The 24078-nt window shown below is 70.5% G+C and carries 25 protein-coding genes and 1 tRNA gene; 13 read left to right on the top strand and 13 right to left on the bottom strand.

The window, feature by feature from the left end:
- Positions 1–138 precede the first annotated feature (138 nt).
- Both N8J89_RS08340 and N8J89_RS08335 read left to right on the top strand, forming a co-directional pair.
- Positions 139–1317 carry a sensor histidine kinase gene (locus tag N8J89_RS08340; RefSeq protein WP_283663768.1) on the top strand — a complete coding sequence of 393 codons (1179 nt, stop codon included), beginning with the start codon at positions 139–141 and terminating at the stop codon, positions 1315–1317.
- Positions 1308–1952 (top strand): response regulator, encoded by a 645-nt coding sequence (locus N8J89_RS08335; RefSeq protein ID WP_252481833.1) that lies wholly within the window; start codon positions 1308–1310, stop codon positions 1950–1952. Before N8J89_RS08340 ends, N8J89_RS08335 begins: the two co-directional genes overlap by 10 nt.
- Here the strand turns inward: N8J89_RS08335 and N8J89_RS08330 are convergent.
- Both N8J89_RS08330 and N8J89_RS08325 read right to left on the bottom strand, forming a co-directional pair.
- Complete coding sequence (locus N8J89_RS08330) at positions 1949–2563, bottom strand: DedA family protein (RefSeq protein WP_283663767.1); 615 nt, start codon at positions 2561–2563, stop codon at positions 1949–1951. The genes N8J89_RS08335 and N8J89_RS08330 overlap by 4 nt on opposite strands.
- 99 nt (positions 2564–2662) lie before the next feature.
- On the bottom strand, positions 2663–3097 hold the full coding sequence (locus N8J89_RS08325) for an SRPBCC family protein (RefSeq protein ID WP_283663766.1): 435 nt from the start codon (positions 3095–3097) through the stop codon (positions 2663–2665).
- Between the two features lie 69 nt (positions 3098–3166).
- Here N8J89_RS08325 and N8J89_RS08320 point away from each other — a divergent pair, with 69 nt between their 5' ends.
- From N8J89_RS08320 to N8J89_RS08310, 3 genes are all read left to right on the top strand, one after another.
- A complete protein-coding gene (locus N8J89_RS08320) occupies positions 3167–3727 on the top strand; it encodes a TetR/AcrR family transcriptional regulator (RefSeq protein WP_283663765.1) in 561 nt (186 codons plus the stop codon).
- Between the two features lie 68 nt (positions 3728–3795).
- Entirely contained in the window at positions 3796–4431 is a 636-nt protein-coding gene (locus N8J89_RS08315) for a Crp/Fnr family transcriptional regulator (RefSeq protein WP_252481829.1), read from the top strand.
- 58 nt (positions 4432–4489) lie between these two features.
- Positions 4490–5251, top strand: a complete 762-nt coding sequence (locus tag N8J89_RS08310; protein ID WP_283663764.1) for a hypothetical protein — start codon at positions 4490–4492, stop codon at positions 5249–5251.
- Between the two features lie 6 nt (positions 5252–5257).
- On the opposite strand, the gene N8J89_RS08305 is transcribed toward N8J89_RS08310, so the two are convergent.
- Positions 5258–5830, bottom strand: coding sequence for a ClpP family protease (locus tag N8J89_RS08305; RefSeq protein ID WP_283666116.1), 573 nt, complete (start codon positions 5828–5830; stop codon positions 5258–5260).
- Between the two features lie 255 nt (positions 5831–6085).
- Between N8J89_RS08305 and N8J89_RS08300 the strand changes: the two genes are divergently transcribed.
- Together N8J89_RS08300 and N8J89_RS08295 are read left to right on the top strand one after the other, a co-directional pair.
- Positions 6086–6661, top strand: coding sequence for a hypothetical protein (locus N8J89_RS08300; RefSeq protein ID WP_283663763.1), 576 nt, complete (start codon positions 6086–6088; stop codon positions 6659–6661).
- A 24-nt stretch (positions 6662–6685) separates the two neighbouring features.
- Positions 6686–7768 carry a glycosyltransferase family 4 protein gene (locus N8J89_RS08295; RefSeq protein ID WP_283663762.1) on the top strand — a complete coding sequence of 361 codons (1083 nt, stop codon included), beginning with the start codon at positions 6686–6688 and terminating at the stop codon, positions 7766–7768.
- On the opposite strand, the gene N8J89_RS08290 is transcribed toward N8J89_RS08295, so the two are convergent.
- Positions 7765–8307, bottom strand: coding sequence for a glycosyltransferase family A protein (locus tag N8J89_RS08290; protein WP_283663761.1), 543 nt, complete (start codon positions 8305–8307; stop codon positions 7765–7767). The genes N8J89_RS08295 and N8J89_RS08290 overlap by 4 nt on opposite strands.
- Positions 8308–8627: 320 nt before the next feature.
- Here N8J89_RS08290 and N8J89_RS41725 point away from each other — a divergent pair, with 320 nt between their 5' ends.
- On the top strand, positions 8628–9206 hold the full coding sequence (locus tag N8J89_RS41725) for an MsnO8 family LLM class oxidoreductase (RefSeq protein WP_349497453.1): 579 nt from the start codon (positions 8628–8630) through the stop codon (positions 9204–9206).
- A 348-nt stretch (positions 9207–9554) separates the two neighbouring features.
- On the opposite strand, the gene N8J89_RS08280 is transcribed toward N8J89_RS41725, so the two are convergent.
- Positions 9555–10130, bottom strand: a complete 576-nt coding sequence (locus N8J89_RS08280) for a hypothetical protein (protein WP_283663760.1) — start codon at positions 10128–10130, stop codon at positions 9555–9557.
- Positions 10131–10806: 676 nt separating this feature from the next.
- On the opposite strand from N8J89_RS08280, the gene N8J89_RS08275 reads away from it, so the two are divergent.
- A complete protein-coding gene (locus tag N8J89_RS08275; RefSeq protein WP_283663759.1) occupies positions 10807–11559 on the top strand; it encodes a hypothetical protein in 753 nt (250 codons plus the stop codon).
- 527 nt (positions 11560–12086) lie between these two features.
- Positions 12087–12704 (top strand): site-specific integrase, encoded by a 618-nt coding sequence (locus N8J89_RS08270; protein WP_283663758.1) that lies wholly within the window; start codon positions 12087–12089, stop codon positions 12702–12704.
- Between the two features lie 71 nt (positions 12705–12775).
- Here N8J89_RS08270 and N8J89_RS08265 read toward each other — a convergent pair.
- Positions 12776–12850 (bottom strand) — tRNA-Ile (locus N8J89_RS08265).
- A 184-nt stretch (positions 12851–13034) separates the two neighbouring features.
- Between N8J89_RS08265 and N8J89_RS08260 the strand changes: the two genes are divergently transcribed.
- From N8J89_RS08260 to N8J89_RS08250, 3 genes are read left to right on the top strand one after another with little or no spacing between them, the layout of a single operon-like run.
- On the top strand, positions 13035–14318 hold the full coding sequence (locus tag N8J89_RS08260) for a class I SAM-dependent methyltransferase (protein ID WP_283663757.1): 1284 nt from the start codon (positions 13035–13037) through the stop codon (positions 14316–14318).
- Positions 14315–15103, top strand: a complete 789-nt coding sequence (locus N8J89_RS08255; RefSeq protein ID WP_283663756.1) for a DUF1295 domain-containing protein — start codon at positions 14315–14317, stop codon at positions 15101–15103. Before N8J89_RS08260 ends, N8J89_RS08255 begins: the two co-directional genes overlap by 4 nt.
- A 12-nt stretch (positions 15104–15115) precedes the next feature.
- Positions 15116–15574, top strand: a complete 459-nt coding sequence (locus N8J89_RS08250) for a peroxiredoxin (RefSeq protein ID WP_283663755.1) — start codon at positions 15116–15118, stop codon at positions 15572–15574.
- On the opposite strand, the gene N8J89_RS08245 is transcribed toward N8J89_RS08250, so the two are convergent.
- The 7 genes from N8J89_RS08245 to N8J89_RS08215 form a co-directional block, all read right to left on the bottom strand.
- The gene (locus N8J89_RS08245; protein WP_283663754.1) at positions 15571–16827 is read right to left on the bottom strand and encodes an SAM-dependent methyltransferase; all 1257 of its coding nucleotides are present in this window, start codon (positions 16825–16827) and stop codon (positions 15571–15573) included. The two genes, N8J89_RS08250 and N8J89_RS08245, sit on opposite strands and share 4 nt — an antisense overlap.
- The gene (locus N8J89_RS08240) at positions 16824–17549 is read right to left on the bottom strand and encodes a DUF1365 domain-containing protein (RefSeq protein WP_283666115.1); all 726 of its coding nucleotides are present in this window, start codon (positions 17547–17549) and stop codon (positions 16824–16826) included. Before N8J89_RS08240 ends, N8J89_RS08245 begins: the two co-directional genes overlap by 4 nt.
- Positions 17543–18805 carry an NAD(P)/FAD-dependent oxidoreductase gene (locus N8J89_RS08235; protein ID WP_283663753.1) on the bottom strand — a complete coding sequence of 421 codons (1263 nt, stop codon included), beginning with the start codon at positions 18803–18805 and terminating at the stop codon, positions 17543–17545. The genes N8J89_RS08240 and N8J89_RS08235 overlap by 7 nt, the downstream gene beginning before the upstream one ends.
- Positions 18802–19506: an alpha/beta hydrolase gene (locus N8J89_RS08230; RefSeq protein ID WP_283663752.1), complete on the bottom strand. Its 705-nt coding sequence runs from the start codon at positions 19504–19506 to the stop codon at positions 18802–18804. Before N8J89_RS08230 ends, N8J89_RS08235 begins: the two co-directional genes overlap by 4 nt.
- A 49-nt stretch (positions 19507–19555) precedes the next feature.
- Positions 19556–22189 carry a PEP/pyruvate-binding domain-containing protein gene (locus N8J89_RS08225; RefSeq protein WP_283663751.1) on the bottom strand — a complete coding sequence of 878 codons (2634 nt, stop codon included), beginning with the start codon at positions 22187–22189 and terminating at the stop codon, positions 19556–19558.
- Positions 22176–22664, bottom strand: coding sequence for a MarR family winged helix-turn-helix transcriptional regulator (locus N8J89_RS08220; protein WP_283663750.1), 489 nt, complete (start codon positions 22662–22664; stop codon positions 22176–22178). Before N8J89_RS08220 ends, N8J89_RS08225 begins: the two co-directional genes overlap by 14 nt.
- A 109-nt stretch (positions 22665–22773) precedes the next feature.
- Complete coding sequence (locus tag N8J89_RS08215; RefSeq protein WP_283663749.1) at positions 22774–23931, bottom strand: trypsin-like serine protease; 1158 nt, start codon at positions 23929–23931, stop codon at positions 22774–22776.
- Positions 23932–24078 lie beyond the last annotated feature (147 nt).

The raw sequence follows: 24078 nt of genomic DNA, 5'->3' as shown, positions 1-24078 counted from the left end.
GTGAGCCCGGCCATACCCCGTCGGCACCGACGCTAGGTTCGGCCGCCTGAGCTGGTCAATCGTCCAAAGAGGTCGCCGCCGGTCACTCTTGTGGTTTTCCGCAGTCCCCCGAACGGCCCTGGCCACTAGCCTCACGCTGTGCGTCTGCTGCCCTTCGTCACCGCCGCCGCGCGCATCGGGGCGGGACTGGCCCTCGGCGCGCTGTCCGCGCTGGCCGAGCTCGGCTACCTGGTCCTGGCCGGACTGCTGCACCTGTCGCTGCTGCTGTGGCCGAGGGTCCGGCAGCGGCTGACCGAGCGCCTGGAGAAGGGCGCGCGCAGGCTGTCCCGGCTGGAGGGCCGCCGGGTGGCCAGGTTCTTCGGCGGCGGCGAGGTCGAGGACGACCGGCAGCGCCGCCCGTGGATGTACCTGCTGGTCCGGGTGCCGGTCGGCTTGGCGGTGGGGGTCATCCTGCTGCTGCTGGTCTACGGCGTGCTGACCGCGGTGGCCAGCGTGGGCGCCTGGATCACCGGCGGCAGCATCTTCACCGGCAACCCCGCCGGGCGCGTCACCACCGAGTCCCTGCTCGCGCTGAGCCTGCCCGGCCTGGTACTGCTCTACCTTGCGCTGCAGGGGTTGTACGCACTGTCCATTGTGGAGCGACGACTGGTCCGCGAGTTCCTCGGCCTGAGCCCCGAGGAGCTGCGGCAGCGCATCCAGTCCCTGACCGAGACCCGCGCCGGGATCGTCGAGGCAGTGGACGCCGAGCGCCGCCGGATCGAACGCGACCTGCACGACGGCGTGCAGCAGCGCCTGGTCGCGCTCGGCCTGCTGATCGGCAGGGCCCGCCGCGGCGGCGACGCTGCCCGCGCGGAAACCCTGCTGGCCCAGGCACACCAGGAGTGCCAGGAGATCCTCAACGACCTGCGCGAGGTGGCCTGGCGGGTCTACCCCACCGCGCTGGACAACCTGGGCCTGCCCGAGGCGATCGCCCGGGTGGTCGAGGGTTCTCCCTTGCGCACCACCGTTTCCTGCCAGCTCCCGCCGGAGCGCCCGCCCGCGCGGGTGGAGGCCGCCGCGTACTTCATCGTGTGCGAGGCGGTCACCAACGCCACCAAACACGCCAACGCCGCCACGCTCGACGTACGGCTCACCCACCTCGCCACCACCGGCACGCTGCTGGTGGAGGTCGCCGACGACGGGGTCGGCGGCGCCGATCCGGACGGCGGCGGACTTTCCGGCCTCGCCCAGCGGGTGGCGGCCATGGACGGCGAGTTCCGGGTGCGCAGTCCGCTCGGCGGCGGCACCCTCATCGGAGCCAGCCTGCCATGCGCCTGATCCTCGCCGACGACTCGATCCTGTTGCGGGAAGGCCTGGTGCGCCTGCTCGTGGAGGAGGGCCACCAGGTGCTCGCCGCGGTCGGCGACGGCGCCGCCCTGCTGGCCGCGGTGGCCCGTGAGCAGCCGGACGTGTGCGTGATCGACGTCCGGATGCCGCCCACGCACACCGCCGAGGGACTCCAGGCGGCGCTGGAGATCCGGTCCCGCTGGCCGGAGGTGGGCGTGCTGATGCTGAGCCAGTACGTGGAGAAGCGCTACGCCACCGAGCTGCTCACCGGGGACAGCGCCAGGGTGGGCTACCTGCTCAAGGACCGGGTGGCCCAGGTCGGCGAGTTCCTGGACGCGCTGGACCGGGTCGGCTCCGGCCGGGCCGCCTTCGACCCCGAGGTGGTCCGCCAGCTGCTGGCCCGCACCACCCACACCGACCCCCTGACCAGGCTCACCGAACGGGAACGCGAAGTCCTGCGGCACATGGCGCAGGGCCACACCAACGCGAGCATCTCCACCGCGCTGCACATCTCGCAGAGCGCGGTGGAGAAGCACGTGAACTCGATCTTCGACAAGCTCGACCTCTCGCACACCACCGGGTACAGCCGCCGGGTGCTGGCGATCCTGCGCTATCTCGGGAGTTAGGCCCGCTGCTTGCTGCGGCGCAGGCGGGAGACCACGAACACCAGCACGGCCACGCCGACCACCACCAGCACGCCCTTGGACAGCACCCCCGCGTAGGTCTCCACCAGCGTCCAGTTCTCGCCGAGGTAGTACCCGGCGAGCACGAACACGGTGTTCCAGATCAGGCTGCCCAGCGCGGTGAACAGCAGGAAGGCTCCCAGCCGCATGCGTTCGATGCCCGCTGGCACGGAGACCAGGCTGCGGAAGATCGGGATCATCCGGCCGAAGAACACCGCCTTGTAGCCGTGCCTGGCGAACCAGGCCTCGGTGCGGTCCAGGTCGGCCACCTTCACCAGCGGCAGCTTGGCCGCGATCGCGCGGGTGCGGTCCCGGCCGAGCAGCGCGCCGATGTAGTACAGCGCCAGCGCGCCGACCACCGAGCCCGCCGTGGTCCAGATGATCGCGGCCAGCAGGCTCATCCCGCCCCGGCTGGCGGTGAACCCGGCCAGTGGCAGGAACACCTCGCTGGGCAGCGGCGGGAACAGGTTCTCCAGCGCGATGGCCAGGCCCGCGCCCGGTGCGCCGAGGGTGGTCATGAGGTCGGTGACCCAGTTGATGATTCCGTCGAACATGGTGTCCACGCTAGGAATCCGGCGCTGAGAGCACCCTGAGGCAGACCTTCCGATCACGGTGGGCAACCCGCACGGAAATACTGCGGCAAACCCCAGTGACTACCGGCGGCCGGCGTGCTCGGCCAGTCCCAGCGCGCACCGCCGGATGAACACGCTCAGCACCTTGCGGAACAGCCAGCCGGTGCCGGGGAAGCGCGGCCGGAAGCTGGAATGCCAGTGGATCTCGGTGCCGCCGTCGACCGGCGCGAGGTCGACGTTGGCCCGGTAGTCCAGCAGCGGCAGCCCGGACAGCAGCGCGTAGCCGAGCCTGCGCTCCGGCACCAGCTCCACCACCTGCTCCCTGGTGATCTTCTTCCCGCGGCGGAACACCCGGATCGCGCCCACGCTCTCCGCGCCCTGCTCGCCCGCGCGCTCCAGCTCGAAGCCGGTGAACGGGGCCCAGTCCGGCCAGCTCGACCCGTCGCGCACCAGCGCGTAGACCGCGGCGGGAGCCGCCGCCGCGCGCACCCGGACATCGACCCGCTGCACCGCCATGTCAGACCCTCCTTCGTGTACCGGTTGGTACATGTACCATATGGTTCACCACGGTGGAAGGGATGACCGGTGTCGGCGGCGAAGGAGAAACTGCTGGCCGCGGCGGTGGCCTGGGTCAGCGAGCACGGCATCGGCGAGCTGAGCCTGCGGCAGCTGGCCACCGCGCTGGGCAGCAGCCATCGGATGCTGATCTACCACTTCGGCTCCAAGGAGGGCCTGCTGGTGGAGGTGGTCCGCGAGGTCGAGCGCCGCCAGCGCGCCGCCTTCGCCGAGCTCGACCCGACCACCGCGCCCCGCGAGTTCTGGCGCCGCCTCACCGATCCCGCGCTGGCCCCGTCGATCCGGTTGTTCTTCGAGCTGTACGGCCAGGCCCTGCAGGGCCGCCCCGGCACCACCGAACTGCTCGACGGCATCGTCTCCTCCTGGACCGGGCCGATGACGGAGTGGTTGCGCACCAACGGTTTCCCGGAAGACGCGGCCCGCGCGCAGGCCCGCCTCGGCCTGGCCGTGACCAGGGGCCTGCTGCTGGACCTGCTGGCCACCGGTGATCTTGACGGCGTCACCGCCGCGATGGAGGCGTTCCTGGCCAGCACCGAGCAGGCGCTGCGCGGACATAGCTCGATCAGGTGACCGGAGCAGCCCGCGTTCACCCGCTCGGCCCCTCCCAGGCAGGTTGACCCGACGGGGATGATGCGGTGATGGCGAGGGAGGACGCGGTCCGCGCAGTGCTGCGCCGACACGGCAGACCAAGGGACTTCCACCGGCAACAGACCCTGCTGTCCGAGGGCGCCGAGAGCGACGAGGTGCTGCTCATCGAGCAGGGCCTGGTCAAGGTGCTGCTCTCCGGCGGCAACGGCACCGAGCTGATCGCCGGCTTCTACGGGCCGGGCGAGCTGATCGGCGAGCTGGGCGTGATCGAGGAGGTGCCGCGCAGCGCGACGGTCATCGCGCACACCGCCGGCCGCGCGGTGCACGTGCCCAGGGCGGTGTTCCTGAGCCTGATGCGCACCAACCAGGACGTGCTGCTGCTGGTCAACTCCACCCTGCAACGACGGCTGCGCAACGCCGACCACCGGGGTCTGTCAGTGGCCTTCCAGGACGTGCCGACCAGGGTGGCCAAACAGCTGCTGAGCTGGGCGGACGCCCGGGGTGAGCAGACCGAGCACGGGGTGGCCATCCGCGGCATGAGCCAGAAGGAGCTGGCCCAGTCCGTGGGCGCCTCGGCCAAGACCGTGGACGCCGCGCTCAAGCGGCTGCGGGCCGAGGGCCTGGTGCGCACCAGCCGCCTGCGCTACCTGCTGCCCGACCCGCGCCGCCTGGCCGAGCTGGCCTGAGCCGCTTCTCCCTGGGACGAGGGAGACGTGGGCCAGGACGCGCAGCACACTGCCCTGCGTGCCTCGATTGCCCGTGAACCGGACGGTCCTCGGTATCGACCTGATCGACTCCGGCAGCAACCCCGGCTACCACCTCGACGTGGCGGCCCAGAAGACGCAGGAGCTCGTCGGCGCCGCGCTGGCCAGCCGCCAGGTGATGAAGGCCGACGCGGTGGACTGGCAGCACACCGGCGACGGCCTGCTGGCCGCCTTCCCCGAGGAGCTGCTCGGCGACATCATCGACGCCACCCAGGTGCTCGACGACCTGGCCGCCGAGCACAACCGTTGGCGGAAGCCGGACGTCCGGCTGCGGATCTCGGTCGGCGTCGGCCCGCTGCCCGGTCACGAGGGCCTGCACCGCACCAACGTCGACTGCGCGCGCATGCTGGACGCCAAGGTCTTCCGCCGGGTGGTCAGGCGCTGCGCCGAGGCCAGCCCACTGGAGTTCAGCACCGGCCTGATCATCTCCGCCAAGGCCCACCAGGACGTCTTCAGCGGCCCGTACACCGAGCTGGTCCGCCAGCGCGACTTCGGCCAGATCTCCTTCCAGCACAAGGAAACCGCGAGCACCGCCTGGATCAGGGTGCCGCACTTCGAGGCCGCCACCCTGCTCACCTTCGCCGAGGACGAGCCCGCGCCGTCGACGACCGCGGCGAGGGACTCCGCCATCTCCGCGACCGGCGGCGGCGTGGTGAACCAGGTCAACGGCACCATGCGGGACAGCATCCAGGCCGGTGAGGTCAGGGGCGGCATCCACTTCCACGGCGGACGCGGCCGCTGACCCGGCTCAGCCGATCACACCCGGCCTGCGCACCACCTGGTCGGCCAGCCCGTAGTCCACCGCCTCCTGGGCGTTGAACCAGCGGTCCCGGTCGGCGTCTGCGGTGATCTGCTCCACCGTCTTGCCGGTCTGCGCCGCGGTGATCTCCGCGACCAGCTGCTTGAGCTTGCCGAACTCCTCGGCGCGGATGGCGATGTCGGAGGCGGTGCCGGAGAGCCCGGCGTGCGGCTGGTGCATCAGCACCCTGGTGTGCGGCAACACGTAGCGCTTGCCCGGCGTGCCGGAGGACAGCAGGAACTGGCCCATCGAGGCGGCCATGCCCATCGCCCAGGTGGAGACGTCCGGTGCGACCAGCCGCATGGTGTCGTAGATGGCCAGCCCCGCGTTGACCGAGCCGCCGGGGGAGTTGATGTAGAAGATGATGTCGCGCTCGGGGTCCTCCGCGGCCAGCAGCAGCATCTGCGCGCTGATCCGGTTCGCGCTCTCATCGTCCACTTCGGACCCGAGGAACACGATGCGCTCACTCAGCAACCGGTCGAACACCGAATCGCTGAGATTGAGCCCGGCCGTCGCGCGCATCCGCAAGTCACTGTGCTGTCCCACGTCCACCTCCCTGGTCGTCTTCACCTGTTCCCCGACGGTAGACCCCGCACACACCACGCGCGCCCCGGTTCGCTCACAGCGCACCAGCCACCACCGCCACCTGCGAACATAACAAATCGATATACCCCACCGGCTGACTGGCAACCGACCTCCCCCAGGAAGCGTCTTCTTCACGGAGCCACCAAAACCGCCCCAATTCTGGGATTCGGTAATTCAAAGGGGGAAACCGCTGTGGGTACTCGTCTGTCCTTTTCCGGAATCACCGCCGCCGCCATCGCCACCGCATTCCTGACCGCACCGGCCGCCTTCGCCGCCGACCAGGTGGTCGACACCATCCAGGTGCAGGACAAGTCGATCCGGGCGGGCCAGGACATCGTGGTGCGGGCCATCTGCGCCGACCCCAAGTACACCGGTTCGGCGGTGACCTCCTCGGTGCTGGACGTGCCGCCGCTGAAGGGCGAGCCCGGCAAGACCCACGCCGCCGACGGCCGGGTGAAGCCGGAGACCAAGCCCGGCAAGCACTCCCTGTCCTTCGTCTGCGGGGGCAAGACGGTCACCGGCACCTTCGAGGTGCTGCCCGGCCAGCGCCGCCCCGGCACCACCCCGCGCAAGCCGGTGGAGACCAAGCCCGCCGACCAGGTCAAGGTCAAGCCCAAGGGCGCGGCCGACACCGGCGGCGGCGCGATGGCCCAGCAGGGCGTCGGCGAGAGCCTGGACTGGCTGTCCGCCGGCGGTTTCGCCGCGGGTGGCCTGGCCGCCGCGGCCGCCGGCGTGATCGTGCTGCGCAACCGCCGGCAGAAGGCCTGACCCACCTGGCGCACACTGGGGAACATGGCGTTGCGAGTCACCTTCGTGCTGCCCGTGTTCCCCAGGGCGCCGGTCGGCGGTTTCCGCGTGGTGTACGAGCACGCCAACCGCCTCACCGCCCTGGGCTGCCAGGTCACGGTGGTGCACGAGCGCTGGCGCGAGGGCTGGTCCCGCCCGCTCCGCCACCTCCGCGAAGCCGCCCGCGACCACCGCCACCGCCGCGCCCCGCACCGCGCCATCGACTGGCTACCGGTCGACCCCCGGGTCCGCCTGCTGATCGTGCCCGCGCTGACCCCGGCCCACCTGCCCCCCGGCGACGTGGTCGTGGCCACCCACTGGAAAACCGCCACCCTCCTCCCGCGCCTCACCTCCGCCCACGGCGCGCCGGTCCACCTGGTCCAGGGCTACGAAACCTGGAACGTCCCCGACCCCGCCCCGGTGCACCAGGCCCTGCGCCTGCCCTTCCCCAAGATCACCGTCTCCACCCACCTCACCCGCGTCCTCACCGACCTGGGCGTCCACACTGGACAGATCACCACCGTGCCCAACGGCCTGGACCGCAGCACCTACCGCCCGCCCCCGGCCGGCGCGCCCCGCGAGGGCGTCGCCTTCCTGCTCAGCGACAGCGCCGCCAAGGACTCCCGCACCGCCCTGGCCGCCCTGCACCAGGTCCGCGCCCACCACCCGGCCCTGCTCGCCAGAGCCTTCGGCGTGGCGCCAAGACCGCGCGACCTGCCGCCCTGGATCCACTACGCCCAGGGCCTGACCGGCGAGGACCTGGCCGCCCAGGTCTACCGCCCCAGCGCCGTCTTCCTGTGCAGCTCCACCACCGAGGGCTGGGGCTTCCCCGCCGCCGAGGCAATGGCCTGCGGCACGGCCGTGGTCACCACCCGCAACGGCGGCGTGGAGGACTTCTGCCACCACAACAAGAACGCCCTGCTCGTCGAGATCGGCAACCCCACCGCCATGGCCAACGCCATCCGCCAACTGCTGGACGACGAACCGCTGCGCACCCGCCTGTCCACCGCGGGCCTGACCACCACCGCAACCATGGACTGGCACCAGTCCACCGCCAACCTCCTGACCGTGCTCAAGGCGATCAGCTAGAGCCGCAACCCCAACCCCCGCAACGCATCCGCCCGCTCCCCCATCAGCTTCATCCGCGCCGCCCACTCCACCGCCTCGTAGTGCGCACTCCCCGCCGCCGACCCCTGCCCCGGCCACTTCCGGTAGTGCAACCCCACCGCGGACTCGAAGAACCCGGTGCTGAGCACACTCGCCGCGAGCAGCAACCCGGTGTCGTCACTGCCCGGCACCGCCATCCACCCACCCAGCAACACGGCGAGATCCCGCCGGATGCACAAGGTCGTCGGATGCACCGGCAACCGAAACCCGTTGTCCCGCCAGTGATCCAGCACCACACCGGGTGCCAGCCGCCCCCGCTCCGGATCTCCGGGAAACCCCACCAGCTCCCCGTCCGGCAACAGGTCCAGCGCCCGCGAGGTCGTCCACCAGACCCCGTCCTGCCCGGTCACCGCCGCGATGTCCCGAACCAGCACTCCCGGCGTCAGCACATCGTCCTGGTCCAGGTTCTTCACCAGCTCGCCGTCGGCCCGCGCCAACGCCAGGTTCCGCGTGATCGCCACCCCACCCGGCCGCCCATCCCCAAGAAGAATGCGCTCATCCGCAGGCAGCAGCCCGGCGGCGACCCCAGTACGCCCATCCTCCTGAACCAGCCACCGCCACCGCCACCCAGCGGGCACCTCCTGCTCCCGCAACGACTCCCAAGCCGCCAGCAGATGCGCGGGCTCAGGCCGGTACACCGCGGTAATCACACAAATCGTGCGCACCCCGCCAGCGTAATGCGACCGGCCATGAAACCCTGTCGCCCGTGGCCGCGCACCCAGTCCGTCTGTCCGTTCTGGACACTTCCCCCATAGTCCAGGGTGCCACCCCCAGACAGGCCTTGCTCAACACAGTGGACCTGGCCCGCCTCACCGACACCCTGGGCTACCACCGCTACTGGGTCCCCGAACACCACGGCATGCGCGGCGTAGCCAGCTCCGCCCCCGCCGTCCTCATCGCCCACCTGGCCAACAACACCCACAACCTCCGCCTGGGCTCCGGCGCGGTCCTCCTCCCCAACCACCCCCCGGTAGTCATCGCCGAACAGTTCGCCACCCTCACCGCCCTGCACCCCAACCGCATCGACCTGGGCATCGGCCGAGCCCCCGGCGGCCCCAAGTCCGCGGTAGAAGCCGTCCGCCCTGAAGAATCCCGAACCGCCACCCCCTTCCACACCCAACTGCAAGAACTCCAGAACCACCTGCACCACCCAGAAACCAAGGCAATCCCCGCCCGAGGCGACAACCCCCCACCCATCTGGCTCCTGGGCTCCTCCACCACCAGCGCCGCCCTGGCCGCCACCCTCGGCCTCCCCTACGCCTACGCCCACCACCTCAACCCCCCAGCCGCCGCCGAAGCCCTCCACCACTACCGCGCCACCTTCAACCCCACCCCCAAACCCCAACCCCCACCACCCTGATCAGCGTCTCGGTCATCACCGCCAAAACCGACACCCACGCCGAATGGCTGGCAGGTTCCACCCGCCTCAAAGTCCTCAGGCGCCACCACGGCACCCGAATCCAACTCCCCAGCCCCGAGACCGCGGCCGAATACCCGTACACAGAGGAAGACCGAGCCGTCATCGCGTCTCGCTCAGGCAGCGTCCTGGTCGGCAGCCCGGAAACGGTGGCGGAACGCTTGCAACAGATCCTCGACACCACCGGCACCACGGAACTCATGGCAACCACACCGGTCTACCACCACGCAGACCGCCGCCGCTCCTACGAACTCCTCGCCACCATCGCACCGCGGCTCCGGACAACCGGGGTCAGTCGCCAAGACTGAGCAACGCGAAAAGCTTGCCGGCTTCAGCCTTCTCCTCCACGGTCACCTTGCCTCGACGGGTGACCTCGACCTGATAAAACCGGTGACCGACCGGCACCTTGGAAACAGCTATCGGGAAAACGCACACAGCAGCGGACCGCTGGCCAGTCCGCCCCTTGCCCAGCGCGCCAACCGCGATAATTTTGCCCGCCTCATCATAAACCTTCACCTCGGCGCCTTCCGCGATATCGCGGTACCCGCGACTGCCCCGGCACTCGAACATCCCGTCAGTGCCTGCCACGACCCGCTCGAGAGTGTCGATGCTGGACGAGCTGTAAGTGGAACCGCTGTCCTTGAGACTCATGAAGCCGGACACTTCATAGGTATCCGGTCCAGCCGCGCCACCGGAGGCCACAACAGACACCGCCGCGACGGTAACGACGGCCACGCCGGCAAACGCCCACTGCCACCAGGCAAGTCGCCACCACGGCCGAACAGGAACGGAAACGGGTGCCGCAGCTTCCGAAGACGGAGGTTCAGCGCCAGTCATCCGGTCGGCATTTTCCGGAGAAATACTCACTTCGACTCCTCCACGGGAAAGCGCCATGGAACCGCCGGCGCTGGCCCCTACGTCGAGTGCAGCCAGGATTCCGTTACTACCTGCGAAATACCGTTACGTTCCAGCAATAGTCTTGATAGCCAATTCCGCACCCGGCCCAACGGCACTCCCTCGACGCGCCGGCGTTCTCGGCGGCGGTCAGCTCGCCGACACGCCCAGCATCACGCCACAGCTACCCATCGACCGGGGCCGCGATCTTCCCTCGCCGCCATAGACGAGGCCGGGCCGCACCCACCGGTTGCTGGAGATGAGCCGCCCCACCTCGTCTTACACGATCTTGAAAAGGGAGTTTCAACTGCTCAAACCTGTGGGGCAGGTGGGGCTCGAACCCACGACCTGACAGATTAGAGCTGGTGTCAGCCGTCGTTTGCCGTCACCTGACGTCACCCACCCTCATCAGCGGCGACGCGGCGACTATCCGACCACTGTGGACTGTCCTCCGTCGTCGTCTGCCGCCGTTTCCCGAGGGTAAACCGTGGTGCCGATCTTACTCCCTCGGTAGCCTTACCCTCTCGATGTGAACAAACCGCCACCCGGTTGCCCAGGGTCGATAGCGAGGCCAAGCGACCAGCGAAGGGCGATCACGGGCAGCAGGTTGCCGCACTTCACTGCTGCGCAGCAACCCGACACTGCTTGCATGCGTCAGGGCCTGTCTGCAACCACTACCGACGGCAGACCCGGTTCACACCCGGAGAACGGGCAGTCTTCATTCACAACTACCCTCTACGACATGAACGCAGCAATACTTCCCCCTCTTCTAACTGGAGTATTTGCACTCGCCGGAGCCCTAAGCGGCGGCCTATTAACTGGAATATTGAATATTCTCGCCAACAAGAAAAGGCAGGGATATGAGGATACCCGAAGGTGGCTCTCAGATCGACGGCAAATATACGCGCACTACCTATCACTCTGCGAAGCCATGCTACGCGAGGTCGATAATGTCGCATGCTTCTTGCCTTATTACGGACCAGAGGAGATCGACAAAGAAAGCGAATCCTTCCTAAAAGATGGCCTGTTTGAGTACATCACAAAGTGGGACGACGAACTTCAGCCAGCCCTCTTCGAGGTACAGCTCATGGCCTCACCAGACGTCGCAGATCTAGCAGAACGCGTCTCCGGCGCGCTCATGTGCCTCACAACCTATATCGAGCGCAGAGAAGCCTTCACTGAATACTACCCAACCTGGTTTCAATGCCAAGACCTATTGCAGGTACTCAGAAACGCAATGAGAACCGAACTCAGCCTGCCGCCACTTAAGACCTCTTGGCCCCACAAGGCCCCCGGCTGGCCCTGGCTCAAGACCCGCCCACCGCGCGAGCAGTATATTCAACATCACCCACGCCCTGAAAAATCGACCAGCGACCAAAGTGAATCCGACACAGAAGAGTGAAGATAGAAACTGGCGAGCTATTCGGCTCGTGGTAGACAAATTCGAGGGCAAGCTTGTGGGCTGGTCGATGCCGTCAGGCGTCGAGCTGTCCACAGGCGCGGCAGCCGAGCGCCCCCGCCACGCCGGCCGATCAGCCACCCCGCGCTCGTACCTCCGCACCGCCCTCGCCACCGGGTTCCCCCCTCCCTCCAAGGAAGAGGGCTCGCGTCCTCCCGTCGACCTGGCTCGCCCCAACCACGCGGGTCAAGGGGCACCCCTCCACCTCGACATGGGCGCCGGGCTGGAAGGGCCCCTTGATGCGGGTGGTTGCCCTCGGGGAGGTCGACGGGAGGACGCGAACCCCGGACCACCCAACCCACCGCGGCTTACGGCGGCGCCCCGTCCTCCTGGAGACCTGCCCGTCCGGCGAGGACATCTCTTGTCCCCCTTGCGGTTCCTGTGGGGCCGTGCGGGCTGCTCTCCCCGCCGCGTGGTCGCGGCCGGTCGCCGGGCGTCCGGCCGTTTTCGGCCGGATCGCCCGGAAGAAGGTGCGGGCACTGACCGGGTCCGAGCGTCGGGACCTGCTGTGCAAGTTGGACGCGGACAAGGAGGCCCGGCGGCACGACATCCCGGACCTGGCGCGGTTCATGCTTGGCACTGGCTGCCGCATCGGCGAAGCCATCGCCGTTCAGGACGACGCAATCACCTGGGACCAGGACGAGGCGGAGGTGGACATCTGCGCGAACATTGTCCGGGTCAAGGGCAAGGGCCTCGTCCGGCATGAAGGCAAGACGTTCGCCTCACAGCGGGTCCTCCCGCTGCCCTCGTTCGTCTTCGTGATGCTCCAGGTGCGCCGACCGGCGGGTGTCCAGCCGGACGCCACGCTGTTCCCGAACTCGCTGGGCGGCTGGCGCGATCCGCACAACACCGGCGCCCGGCTCCGGGAAGCACTCCGGCGGGCTGGGTTCGAGTGGATCACCTCGCACATCTTCCGCAAGACCGCGATCACGATCCTGGATGAGGCGAAGCTGACGGCGCGGGAGATCTCCGGCCACGCCGGGCATGCCAGGGTGAGTACTACGTCCGACCACTACATGGACCGGCGGGCACAGGGGCGCGGCGCTGCTGACGCCCTCGACGCCGCCATGGGTTCGGATGGCACCTGAGGTAAACCGTGGGAAAGGCGTGGCAGTGATCTTGCCGCCCTGCCACACCACCCCGTTGACCTGCCGTTTTGTGGGGCAGGTGGGGCTCGAACCCACGACCTGACAGATTATGAGTCTGCTGCTCTGACCAGCTGAGCTACTGCCCCCAGCGACGTCCGCCGCACCCGGGATGGGATGCGGATCACCCTACCAACGCCGCACGACCGCCCGGACGCGAACCCACGCACACCCACCCCACCCCCGGCAAGTGATCCACCCCACACCCGCCGATCCGAATCCCCACCCCGCACGAACCCCTTCCGGTCCCCCGAACTCCAACCGGAGGTAGCGATGACGGACGTGGCAACAACCCTGGGCAACCTGCTGGCGGATGTCCTGAGAGCGGAGTCTCCCGTCCGAATCCGGGCCTGGGACGGCAGCGAGACCGGCCCACCAGACGGACCGGTAGTGGTGTTGCGGTCACCGATGGGATTGCGGCGGCTGGTCTGGGACCCGTCGGAACTGGGCTTCGCGCGGGCGTTCGTGGCCGGCGAGATCGACGTCGAAGGCGATCTCCACGACGGCTTGCAACGGGCATGGGCCTGGGCACGGGAGCACGGGCGGGCGCGGGTCGGCTTGCGGCAGCGGGGCCGGGTGGCGCTGGTGGCGGCCCGGCTGGGCGTGCTGGGACGGCGGCCGGAACCGCCCGCGGAGGAGGCTCGGCTGCGGGGCCGGGTGCACACCAGGGGGCGGGACCGGGCGGCGGTGGCGCACCACTACGACCTGGGGAACGAGTTCTACCAGGCGTTGCTGGATCCACACCTGGCCTACTCGTGCGGGTACTGGACCTCGGAGGCCGCCACGTACTCCCATGCCGACGCGCAGTGGGACAAGCTCGACCTGGTCTGCCGAAAACTGGGGCTGCGGCCGGGAATGCGGCTGCTGGACGTCGGCTGCGGGTGGGGGTCGCTGATCCTGTTCGCGGCTGAGCAGTACGGCGTCCGGGCCACGGGGATCACGTTGTCGGCGCGGCAGGGTGAGTTCGTGCGGGGGCGGATCGCCGAGCGGGGGCTGGGTGGACTGGTGGAGGTGCGGGTGCGGGACTACCGGGAGCTGACCGGTGAGCCCTTCGACGCGGTGGCCTCGATCGAGATGGGCGAGCACGTGGGCGCGGTCAACTACGCCACCTACGCCGCGACGCTGTTCCGGATGACCCGGCCCGAGGGGCGGCTGTTGTTGCAGCAGATGTCCCGGGGCGCGGTTGCACCTGGCGGCGGGGCCTTCATCGAGCGTTACGTGGCGCCGGACATGACCATGCGGCCGGTCGGCCAGACCGTGGATGCCTTGGCGCAGGCCGGTTTTGAGGTGCGGGACGTGCAGGCGTTGCGCGAGCACTACGTGCGTTCGGTGCTCGCCTGGGCGGACACCCTGGAGCGGCGCTGGGACGAGTTCGTCCGGCTGGTCGGCCTCGGTCAGGCCAGGGTGTGGCGGCTCTACCTGGCCGGCGGGGCGCTGGCCTTCGCGGAGAACCGGATGGGCGTGGACCAGATCCTCGCGGTCCGGCCCACCGCGGCCGGGACCAGCGGTATGCCGGACACCCGGGAACAGCTGCTCGCCGCGGGGATCGCCGGATGAGCCCGTTCGCGCTCAACCTGCTGGTCTCCCTTGGCGTCCTGGTCCTCCTGCTGGCGGCCACCTTCCTCATCTCGGTGGCCCGGCGGCGGTACGACATCATCGACTCGTTCTGGGGCGCGGGGTTCGCGGCGGTCGCGCTGGTGAGCTTCGCGCTCTCGGCCGGGCACGGCGTGCTGTGGCAGCGGGTGCTGGTCACCGGGCTGACCGTGGTGTGGGGGCTGCGACTGGCCTGGCACATCCTGCGCCGCAACCTGGGCCAGCCCGAGGACCAGCGCTACGTCGAGCTGATGGCCAGGGCAACCGGGAACCCGTTGGCGCACCTGGCAACCCGGGTCTACCTGCCGCAGGGCGCGGTGCTGTGGTTCGTCTCGCTGCCGGTGCAGGCCGCGCAGTACGTCCGGCCCGAGCTGGTGCCGCTGACCGTGCTCGGTGTGCTGGTCTGGCTGACCGGGTTCGGCTTCGAAGCCGTCGGCGACCGGCAGCTGGCCCGGTTCAAGGGTGATCCGGCCAACCGGGGCAAGGTCATGGACCGCGGGTTGTGGCGGTTCACCAGGCACCCCAACTACTTCGGCGACGCCGCGGTCTGGTGGGGGCTGTACCTGCTCGCCTGCCACAGCTGGCTCGGGGCGGCCACCGTGCTGTCCCCGCTGCTGATGACCTACGTTCTGACCAAGCGGACCGGCAAGGCGCTGCTGGAGCGGCACCTGCTGGACTCCCGGCCGGGATACCGCGACTACGTGCGGCGGACCAGCGGGTTCTTCCCGTTGCCGCCCAAGAAGGTCTGAGGAAGGAACCCCATGGACGCCGGAGACCTCGTCGACGACTTCGAGCTGCCCGACCAGGACGGCAACCCCCGCACGCTCAGCGGGCTGCTGGCCGAGGGGCCGGTGGTGCTGTTCTTCTACCCGGCCGCGATGACCTCGGGCTGCACCGCGGAGAGCTGCCACTTCCGCGACCTGGGCGCCGAGTTCGCCGCCGTCGGCGCGCAGCGGGTCGGGATCAGCGCGGACCCGGTGGACAAGCAGCGGAAGTTCGCCGAGACCAACGCCTTCGACTACCCGCTGCTCTCCGATGTGAACCGGACCGTGGCCAAGCAGTTCGGCGTGGCCCGGCGCTTCGGCCCGCTCGCGGTCAAGCGGCACACCTTCGTCATCGGCACCGACCGCAGGGTGCTCAAGGTGATCAAGAGCGAGCTGCGGATGAACGTGCACGCGGACGAGGCGCTGGCCGCCGTCCGCGCGCACACCCAGCGCTAACCCTTGCGGGACAAGGCGATCTGCCACACGTTGAGGTAGCCGGAGCGGAACCCGGCCTCGGAGTAGGCCAGGTAGAACTCCCACATCCGGCGGAACGTGTGGTCGAAGCCGAGCTGCTCGATCCGTGGCCAGTTCGCCAGGAACCGTTCCCGCCACAGCCGCAGGGTCCGCGCGTAGTGCGGGCCCAGCGGCCGGCGGCCGGCGCCGGTCAGCTCGGTGTCCTCGCGCACGTTGCGCCCGATGGACTCCAGGGACGGGAGCAGGCCGCCGGGGAAGATGTACTTGTGGATCCAGGTGTAGCTGTCGCTGGTGGCCAGCATCCGCTCGTGCGGCATGGTGATCGCCTGGATCGCCACCCGTCCGCCGGGCCGGGTCAGCCTGCTCAGCGTGCGGAAGTACACCGGCCAGTACTCCCGGCCGACCGCCTCGATCATCTCCACGCTGACCACCGCGTCGTAGCCGCCCTCGGCCTCCCGGTAGTCCTGCAGCCGCACGGTGATCCGCTCGCTCAGCCCGGCCTCGGCGATGCGCTGCTCGGCCAGCCGCTGCTGCTCCGGTGAGATGGTCAGCGAGGTGACCTGGGCGCCGCGCCGGGCGGCCCGGATGGCCAGCGCGCCCCAGCCGGTGCCGATCTCCAGCAGCCGGGTGCCCGGCCCGACCCCGGCGTAGTCCAGCACGCCGTCGATCTTGCGAAGCTGAGCCTGCTCCAGGTCCTCGTCGCCGGCGAACCAGGCCGAGGAGTAGGTCATGCTGGGGTCCAGGAACAGGCTGAACAGCTCGTTCGACAGGTCGTAGTGCCGATGAATATTCTTCCGGGCGCCGTCCACGGTGTTCTTCTCCGCGCTGGGCTGGGCGCGGTCCACCCAGCGCCGCAGCACCTGGAGCGGGCGCGGGACCAGCCGGGACATCCGGGCGGCGAACGGGGTGAGCAGGTCGGCCAGCTCCGAGGCGGTCCAGTCGCCGGCCAGGTAGGACTCGCCGAAGCCGATCTTGGCGTCCGCGCCGAGCCGGTGGAAGAAGTCCCTCGGCCGCAGGATGCGCATGACCGGGGCGGCCGGTCCGCCCGCGCCGAGGCGCTCGCCGCCGGCCAGCAGCACCCGCACCGGCAGCTCGCGCACCGCGTGCCGGAACAGGCGTTCGGCCACCCACGCGCGCAGCGGGGACTCCGGCGCGGTGGCCAAGCCGGGCCAGCGGTCCGCCGCCGGGCGGCCGAGCCCGGCCCGCGCGTCAGGACCAGCGGATAGTGTCGTCACTGGATGCCCTCCTGAGGAACGTGCGCGGGCCGGCGGACCACGGGTACCCGGCGCAGCCACAGCGCTATGCCGTGCCACCGGATCAACGCGCTCACTCGATGGGTGAGCAGTGGTCGCCGCAGCAGCAGACCGAGCAGCACACCGGGGGTGACCGCACGCCGCCGGCCGCGCAAGGTTGCCACGAACGGGGGTTTCCCCTGCTGGCGCAACGTGATCGTGACCGCCACCCGCTCCCCCGGTCGGCTGATCCGCATCTGGTAGCGGCCGCCCATGGCCAGGAACGGGGAGACGTAGAAGTCCTTGTCCACCTGAACCCGTCCGTCCTCGTCGGGGTGCAGCACGTAGCAGTGTCGTTCGCCGTAGGTGTTGTGCACCTCGGCCAGCACGCACTCCAGCGCACCGTCGTCGCGGTGGCACCAGAAGACGCTGATCGGGTTGAACACGTGCCCGAGCAGTCGTGCGTTCGCCATCATGACAACCCGGCCGCCGCGCAGGTCTATTCCGCGCACAGCCAGGAAATCGGTCACATTGGCCCTGATCGTCCGCGTGGGCGAACCCAGGTGGTCGCGGGCCTCGAACCGGGCGAACGGGCGCAGCCACCACGGCAGCCGGGGCAGCTCGTCCAGGTCGACCAGCCACAGGTACACCTTGTGCCGCAACACCCGGTGCACCCGTTCCCGCCGCACGTGCACCACCTCGGCGTCGTAGAGCGCGGTCACCAGCGCACGCCCAGCGCCAGCGCGGCCCGAACTCCCGCGGCGCAGCCGTCCTCGTGGAAGCCCCAGCCGTGGTAGGCCCCGGCGAACGCGCTCGCCCCGGTGTTCAGCTCGGGCAGACGTTGTTGCGCCGCAACGGACTCCGGCGTGTAGACCGGGTGCTCGTAGACCATCTTGGCCAGTACCGCGTGCTCGGGAACGGCCTCGGTGGCGTTGAGCGTGACCAGGTAGTCCAGCGGTTCGGCCAGTCGCATCAGCCGGTTCATGTGGTAGCTGACCAGCACCGGGCCGCCGTCGGGCGAGCAGGAGGGCTTGCGCAGGTTCCAGGCCGCCCTGGCCAGGGCGCTGCGCGGCAGCACGCCGGGGTCGGTGTGCAGCCAGGTCTCGTTGCGGGAGTAGCGGAACGCGCCCAGCACGGCCCGCTCGGCCGGGGTCGGCTCGGCCAGCAGGGCCAGCGCCTGGTCGGCGTGGGTGGCCAGCACCACCCGGTCGAAGGTGTGCAGCTCGTCGTCGGCGTCCCGGACCAGCACGCCGTCCGGACTTCGGTGCACCGCGCGCACCGGGGTGCTGGTGCGCACCGCGGCCAGGTTCTTCGCCGCACGCTCCACATAGGACCGGGACCCGCCGGTCACGGTGCGCCACTGGTGACTGCCGCCGACGGAGAGCAGGCCGTGGTTGCACAGGAACTCGAACAGGTAGCGGGCCGGGTACTGGCGGCTGAGCTCCGGTCCGGCCGACCAGACCGCGGAGACCACCGGCAGCATGAAGTGCTCGACGAAGTAGCGCGAGTAGCCGCCGATGGCCAGGAACGCGCCCAGGGTGACGTCCCAGGTGTCCTCATCGGCCAGCAGCCGCCGGGCGTGCCGGTGGAAGCGCCTGACCTCGGCCAGCATCCGCAGGTAGCGCGGGTTGCCCAGGTTGCCGGGCTGGGCGAACAGGCCGGGCAGTCGCCGGGCGCCCGCGTACTCCAGTCCGCAACCGGCGCAGGAGACGCTCATCGACATCTCCGAGTCCTGGGTGGCCACGTCCAGTTCGCGGAACAGCCGCAGCAGGTTCGGGTAGGTCCGCTCGTTGTGCACGATGAACCCGCTGTCCACCGCGGCCAGCCTGCCGTCAGGGGTGGGCAGGTCGTGGGTGTGCGCGTGCCCGCCGAGCCGGTCCTCCTTCTCGAACAGGGTGACCTCGAAGCGGCGTTGCAGCAGGTAGGCGGCGGTCAGCCCGGCCACGCCCGCGCCGATCACGGCGACCCTGGCCCGGCTCACGCCCGCACCCCCGCCAGCGGCACGCGCAGCCCGTCCGGCGCGGGCAGGGCGAACGCCCTGGCCAGTTCGCTGTCCCAGGGGCCGATCCCCAGGACGCCGAAGACGAACCGGCGAACCAGTGCGGTCCACTCGGCCGCGCGGCGCAGCATGGCGTGGTTGTCCCCGTGCACGTCGAACCGGCATACCCGCTCCGCCCGGTCCCTGGCCCGCACCGCGTAGTCGAAGGACAGCCTCGGATCGGTCCACCGCTCCCGGTCCCCGTGCGCGATGAGCACCGAGGTGCCTGCCAGGTCGGCCACCGGCTCACCGGCAGGCAGCCAGGGCGCGAGCGCCGCGACCCCGCGCACCGCGGGATCATCGGCCACCCGCAGCGCGGCCCGCCCGCCCATGGAGTGACCGACGAGCACCACCGGCAGCCCCGGATGCCGTTGCCGCGCCTGGGCGAGTGCCCAGCGAGCGTCCGCGACGGCGTCCAGCGCCGGGGCGTTCCAGCCACGGAAGCGGTAGCGCAGCAGCCAGACCAGCAGGCCGTGCCGCCCGCCCGCGCGGTGCAGCTCCTTGGCGAAGGGCAGCATCCGCAGGTAGGTCAGGCGGCCCCGGTGCGGGCGGCCGTGGCTGTGCTCACGGCCGCCGTGCAACAGGACCACCAGCGCGCGGGGAGTCTGGACTGGCCACTCCCGCACCCGTGCTGTTGGGGGCATACCGGGCGTTCGTCCCGGGCGCCCGGCCGGTTCTCCGGTGAGGTCCAGATCACATCTCGTCGAGGGTGACCTGGCCGCTGGAGCCGTTCACCGTGACCCGCTGGCCGGAGCTGATCCGGGCGGTCGCCCCGGACACCCCCACCACGGCCGGGATGCCGTACTCGCGGGCCACCACCGCGCCGTGCGAGTTGGGCCCGCCCATCTCCATCACCAGGCCGCCCGCGGTGAGGAACAGCGGGGTCCAGCCGGGGTCGGTGGAGGGCGCGATGAGGATCTCGCCGGGTTCCAGGTGCGCGCCGGTCGGGTCCAGCACCACCCTGGCGATGCCGGTGACCGACCCGGCCGAGGCCGCGGTGCCGGTGAGCGCGCCCTCGACCTGCTCGGCGTTGGCCAGCGCCGCCGCCTCGGGTTCCGCGCCGTCGGAGAGCAGCACCCTGGGCAGGTGCTTGCGCCGCAGCTCCCGCTCGTGCTCTGCCTGCCGTCGGCTGACCAGCTCGCGGTGGTCAGCGCCGCCCAGTGCGGCCCGGACCTCATTGGTGTCCAGGAAGAACACGTCCTCGGCGGCCGCCAGCAGCCCTCGGCTTGCCAGTTCCTCGCCCAGCACCAGCAGCTGCGCGCGCATCCGGGCCAGGGTGAGCACCAGCAGGTACTTCGGCAGCTCGCGCAGCCCGGCGATCCCCCGGACGCGGTCCAGGGTGAACCGCAGCAGCCGTCCCCGGATCCGGCTGTGCCTGCCGACCCTGGCGACCAGCTCGGCCAGCTTGGCCTCGGCCTCGGTGACCGAGCGGGCGAACTGGACGTCCGCGGCCAGCTCGGGGTGTTCGGCGCGCAGGTAGTTGGCCAGCACGCCGAGCACGTGCGCGGGGTCCTCCGACCAGCGCGGCACACCGAGGTCGATCTCGGCGACCGCGCGGTGCCCGTACCGGCGGAGAAACTCGGTCAGTCCACTGTGGATGACCGGGGTGAGCGAGCCGTCCCGGTGGCGGGCCAGCAGCTCCTCCCGCGGCGTGTCCAGCAGCTCGCGGGCGGCGGCCGGGTCAGCGCGGATGGCGGTGGCCAGCCGCCACAGGTCCAGGTCCATCTCGGTGGTGGGGTTGTGCGGGATGCCGCGCAGCACCGCCTGCAGCTCGTCCGGCTCGCCGTCCGCGCCGAGCAGCTTCCCGGCCAGCGCGGTGAGCACGAACCCGGCCGGCACCAGCGGCATGATCCGGGCCACCCTGGGTCCGGTGACCTCCGGCATGGCCGACTCGACGAAGGCCAGCCGCTGGGCGTGGGTGAGCTCGTCGGAGACGGTGAGCAGGCGCTCGATCTCAGCCGCGGTCCGGTGCGCCCGGTCCCTGGCCCTGGCCGGATCGCGCAGTGCGCCGAGAATGGCGATCGGGGCGCGCGTGCGGCGGGCGACCCTGGCCAGTCCGCGCAGGAACGGCCACGGCGAGCGCTGGGTGACGCTGAGCCGCTCGTCGTCGAACAGCCCGCGCAACACCTGGGCGGAGCGGGCCTCCATCAGGTCCAGCACGGTGGGCACGATCCGACGGCCGATCGTGCTGCGCATCATCGGCGTGACGTCGACGAACAGCCGCCCCGCCGACTCGGTGATGATCGGCGGCCCTGCCTTCGGATCCGGCACGCGGAAACCGACGGCGGCCGCGATCCCGCCGGTGGCCAGTCGCAGCCCGGCCACTCCGGCCGGGGTGAGCGGCCGGTACACGCCCTGTGCCACGCTGCCGTTGAAGTACACCCGCAATCCCGGCTTGTCGTTGCGCGGCAACGGGAACAGCGTGGTGATCGGCCGGGCCTGGGTGAGCCACAGCGTGCCGTGCGCGTCGATGGCCCACTCGGTGTCCTGGGGCGAGCCGTAGTGCTGCTGCACCCGCCGTCCCAGGGTCACCAGGTCGCGCAGCTGTCCCGGGGACAGGCAGGGCTGGTCGTCGGCGAGTCCCCGGGTGTGCTCCTCGGTGCCGCCGCCGACCTTGCCGCGGATCACCACCAGCTTGTCGCCCAGCCTGGTCTGCCGGATCGCGCCGGTGTGGCCGTCGAGCACGAAGTGGTCCGGGTTGACCGAGCCGGAGACCACCGCCTCGCCGAGCCCCGGACTGGCGTCCACCACCACCTCGTCGCGGCGGCCGGTGACCGGGTTGGCGGTGAACATCACCCCGGCGACCTCGGCTTCCACCATCCGCTGCACCACCACCGCGAGCCGCACGGTGGCGTGCTCGATCCGGTTGGTCTCCCGGTAGCTGACCGCGCGGTCGGTCCACAGCGAGGCCCAGCAGCGGCGGACCGCGTCCAGCAGCGCCTGCGCGCCGACCACGTTGAGGTAGGTGTCCTGCTGCCCGGCGAAGCTGGCGAAGGGCAGGTCCTCCGCGGTGGCCGAGGAGCGCACCGCGACCGGCACGTCCTGGCCGAGCCGCCCGTACGCGGTGGCGATCAGCTCCACCAGATCGGCAGGCACCGGCGCGGTTCTGACCAGCTCCCGCGCGGCCGCCGGGTCCTTGGCGGCGCCGGTCAGGTCCAGCGGGCCGGCCACCGCGCGGTAGGCGTGCGTGGTCAGCACGAACCCCTCCGGCACCGGTAGCTCCGCGCCGATCATCTCCCCCAGGTTGGCGGCCTTGCCCCCGACCAGCTCCCCCGCCCCGGCCCGGACCTCGTGCAGGTCCAGGACCAGCGGCTCACCTGTGCTCATCCCCGTGCCTCCTCGCCGCGTCGGCCAGCAGCGTCATCGCCTCGCGGACGGTGCGCTGCTCGGTTTCGGAGAGGTAGGTCATCAGCCGCAGCTGGCCCTCGGCCCTGGTGCGGGCGAAGTTCAGCAGGAACGCCGCGCCCGCCGGGGTGAGGCCGACCCGCTTGGCGCGGCGGTCGGTCTCGTCCTCACGGCGGTGCACCAGCCCGCGCTGGGCGAGCTGGTCGAGCAGCCTGCTGGTCGCCGACACCGAGCGGCCGATGTGCTCGGCCAGCTCGCGCACGGTCGGCTCGGTCCCCCGGTCCAGGGTGAACAACGTGGCGATCTGCACCAGCTGCAGATCCGCGCCGCCGGTGCTCCGGCTGAGGTTGATCAGCATCTCGCCGATCAGCTCCCGCCGGATGACCGTCAGCTCCTCGACCAGCCGATCCCGATCCGTCGCGCTGATGACATCCTCCAAACCCTTGCGTGCATGCAACTAATGCACTGCCGCAAAGGTAGCGCGAGGGCGGCGAGCAAGTCAACAGGCGTTGAATAAAAGCGGTGGGACGGGGCCGCGAACCCCGTCCCACCTGGTACAGCGCCGACTACCGGGTCACGGTGAGGACGAACTCGGCGCTGCCGGTCTTGCCGTTGGAGGTGCCAGTGATCTTGATCGGGTAGCTGCCCGCCGGGGTGTTGAAGCCGACCCAGACGAAGGCGGTGGAGCTGCTGTCGGAGGCGACAGTGGCCGGCGAGAAGTGCACGCTGGTGCCCGAGGGCGCACCGCTGGCGGTCAGCGTGGTCTGCCCGCCGCCGGTGACGGTGATCTTCGTCTGCAGGAAGCCGCCGGGCCGCGCGCTGCCGCTGCCGGGGGCGAGCGCGAGCTTGATGTCGCCGGGCGGGGGCTCCTGGCCGCCGTCGATCTGCTGCTTCACCCAGTCGCCCATGTCGTTGTTCAGCCGGCCGTAGACGGAGTACCAGCGGAAGTCGCTGCGGCTCCAGGAAGCCACGCCGACCACCTTGCCGTCGACGACCAGCGGGCCGCCGCTGTCGCCCTGCAGGATGGTGATCCGGCCGTCGGGGTAGCCGGAGCAGATCATGGTGGCCTCGCGGAACCCGGCGCCCACCCCGTTGCAGTTGCTGCCCTCGACGATGGGCAGCTCGAAGCGGTGCAGCTCGACGTTGCGGGTGTTGTCGTTGTGGTCCTTCTTGCCGTAGCCGAGGCCGACGCCGGTCTTGCCGGGCGCGTTGAGGCCGGTGTCGGCGGAGGTGGCGACCTTGACGTAGGCGCCGCCGGGCACCGGGATGTCGTCGGCGACGGTGACCACCGCGACGTCGTAGCCCTGGTCGAAGTTCACGTACTTGGGGTGCTTCTTGTACTCCAGCACCTTGGTGCGGAAACCGGTGCCCTGGTTGAGGTCGTCCAGGCCGTACAGGAAGGTCTTGTCCCCGGCGGCGTCGGCGCAGTGCGCGGCGGAGAGGATCTTGCGCGGGGCGATCACCGAACCGGTGCAGCTCTGCCCCTGCGGCCGCGGCCCGCCCTCGCGCAGCCCGGCGATCATGAACGGGAAGTCCTTGACCGAGACCGGCTTGCCGCCGATGGACAGCGCGCCGGGGTCGGCGGGCGGGACTTCGGCGAGGTCGGTGGGGGTCACGGCACGCCCGCCGGGCTCCTGCTGTGCCAGCGCGAGGCCGGGTAGCAGGGGCACGGCGAGCGCGGTGACCGTCAGGGCGATCAGACTCGCCCTCCGGGTGATGTTCACGGTGTTCCTCCCGCGGGGGTGGTGGCGGACGGCAGGGAAATCGGCCGCTGCCAGCACCATCCGGGCGCGCGAGGTCGCCGGACAATCCGGGGGAACATCCGTAGGGGTACGCGACTTTTGCCGCGGGCACCCGGGGTGCGGCGGGTC

The sequence above is a fragment of the Crossiella sp. CA-258035 genome (assembly GCF_030064675.1).
Lineage (GTDB): Bacteria > Actinomycetota > Actinomycetes > Mycobacteriales > Pseudonocardiaceae > Crossiella.
The sequence above is the reverse complement of the archived record's forward strand: the minus strand, read 5'-3'. Positions and strand labels throughout refer to the sequence as shown.

Coding starts and splice junctions, on each gene's coding strand:
- N8J89_RS08335 (WP_252481833.1), top strand. CDS start 1,308: ATGCGCCTGATCCTCGCCGACGACTCGATCCTGTTGCGGGAAGGCCTG.
- N8J89_RS08330 (WP_283663767.1), bottom strand. CDS start 2,563: ATGTTCGACGGAATCATCAACTGGGTCACCGACCTCATGACCACCCTC.
- N8J89_RS08325 (WP_283663766.1), bottom strand. CDS start 3,097: ATGGCGGTGCAGCGGGTCGATGTCCGGGTGCGCGCGGCGGCGGCTCCC.
- N8J89_RS08315 (WP_252481829.1), top strand. CDS start 3,796: ATGGCGAGGGAGGACGCGGTCCGCGCAGTGCTGCGCCGACACGGCAGA.
- N8J89_RS08305 (WP_283666116.1), bottom strand. CDS start 5,830: ATGCGCGCGACGGCCGGGCTCAATCTCAGCGATTCGGTGTTCGACCGG.
- N8J89_RS08295 (WP_283663762.1), top strand. CDS start 6,686: ATGGCGTTGCGAGTCACCTTCGTGCTGCCCGTGTTCCCCAGGGCGCCG.
- N8J89_RS08275 (WP_283663759.1), top strand. CDS start 10,807: ATGCGTCAGGGCCTGTCTGCAACCACTACCGACGGCAGACCCGGTTCA.
- N8J89_RS08260 (WP_283663757.1), top strand. CDS start 13,035: ATGACGGACGTGGCAACAACCCTGGGCAACCTGCTGGCGGATGTCCTG.
- N8J89_RS08255 (WP_283663756.1), top strand. CDS start 14,315: ATGAGCCCGTTCGCGCTCAACCTGCTGGTCTCCCTTGGCGTCCTGGTC.
- N8J89_RS08250 (WP_283663755.1), top strand. CDS start 15,116: ATGGACGCCGGAGACCTCGTCGACGACTTCGAGCTGCCCGACCAGGAC.
- N8J89_RS08230 (WP_283663752.1), bottom strand. CDS start 19,506: ATGCCCCCAACAGCACGGGTGCGGGAGTGGCCAGTCCAGACTCCCCGC.
- N8J89_RS08225 (WP_283663751.1), bottom strand. CDS start 22,189: ATGAGCACAGGTGAGCCGCTGGTCCTGGACCTGCACGAGGTCCGGGCC.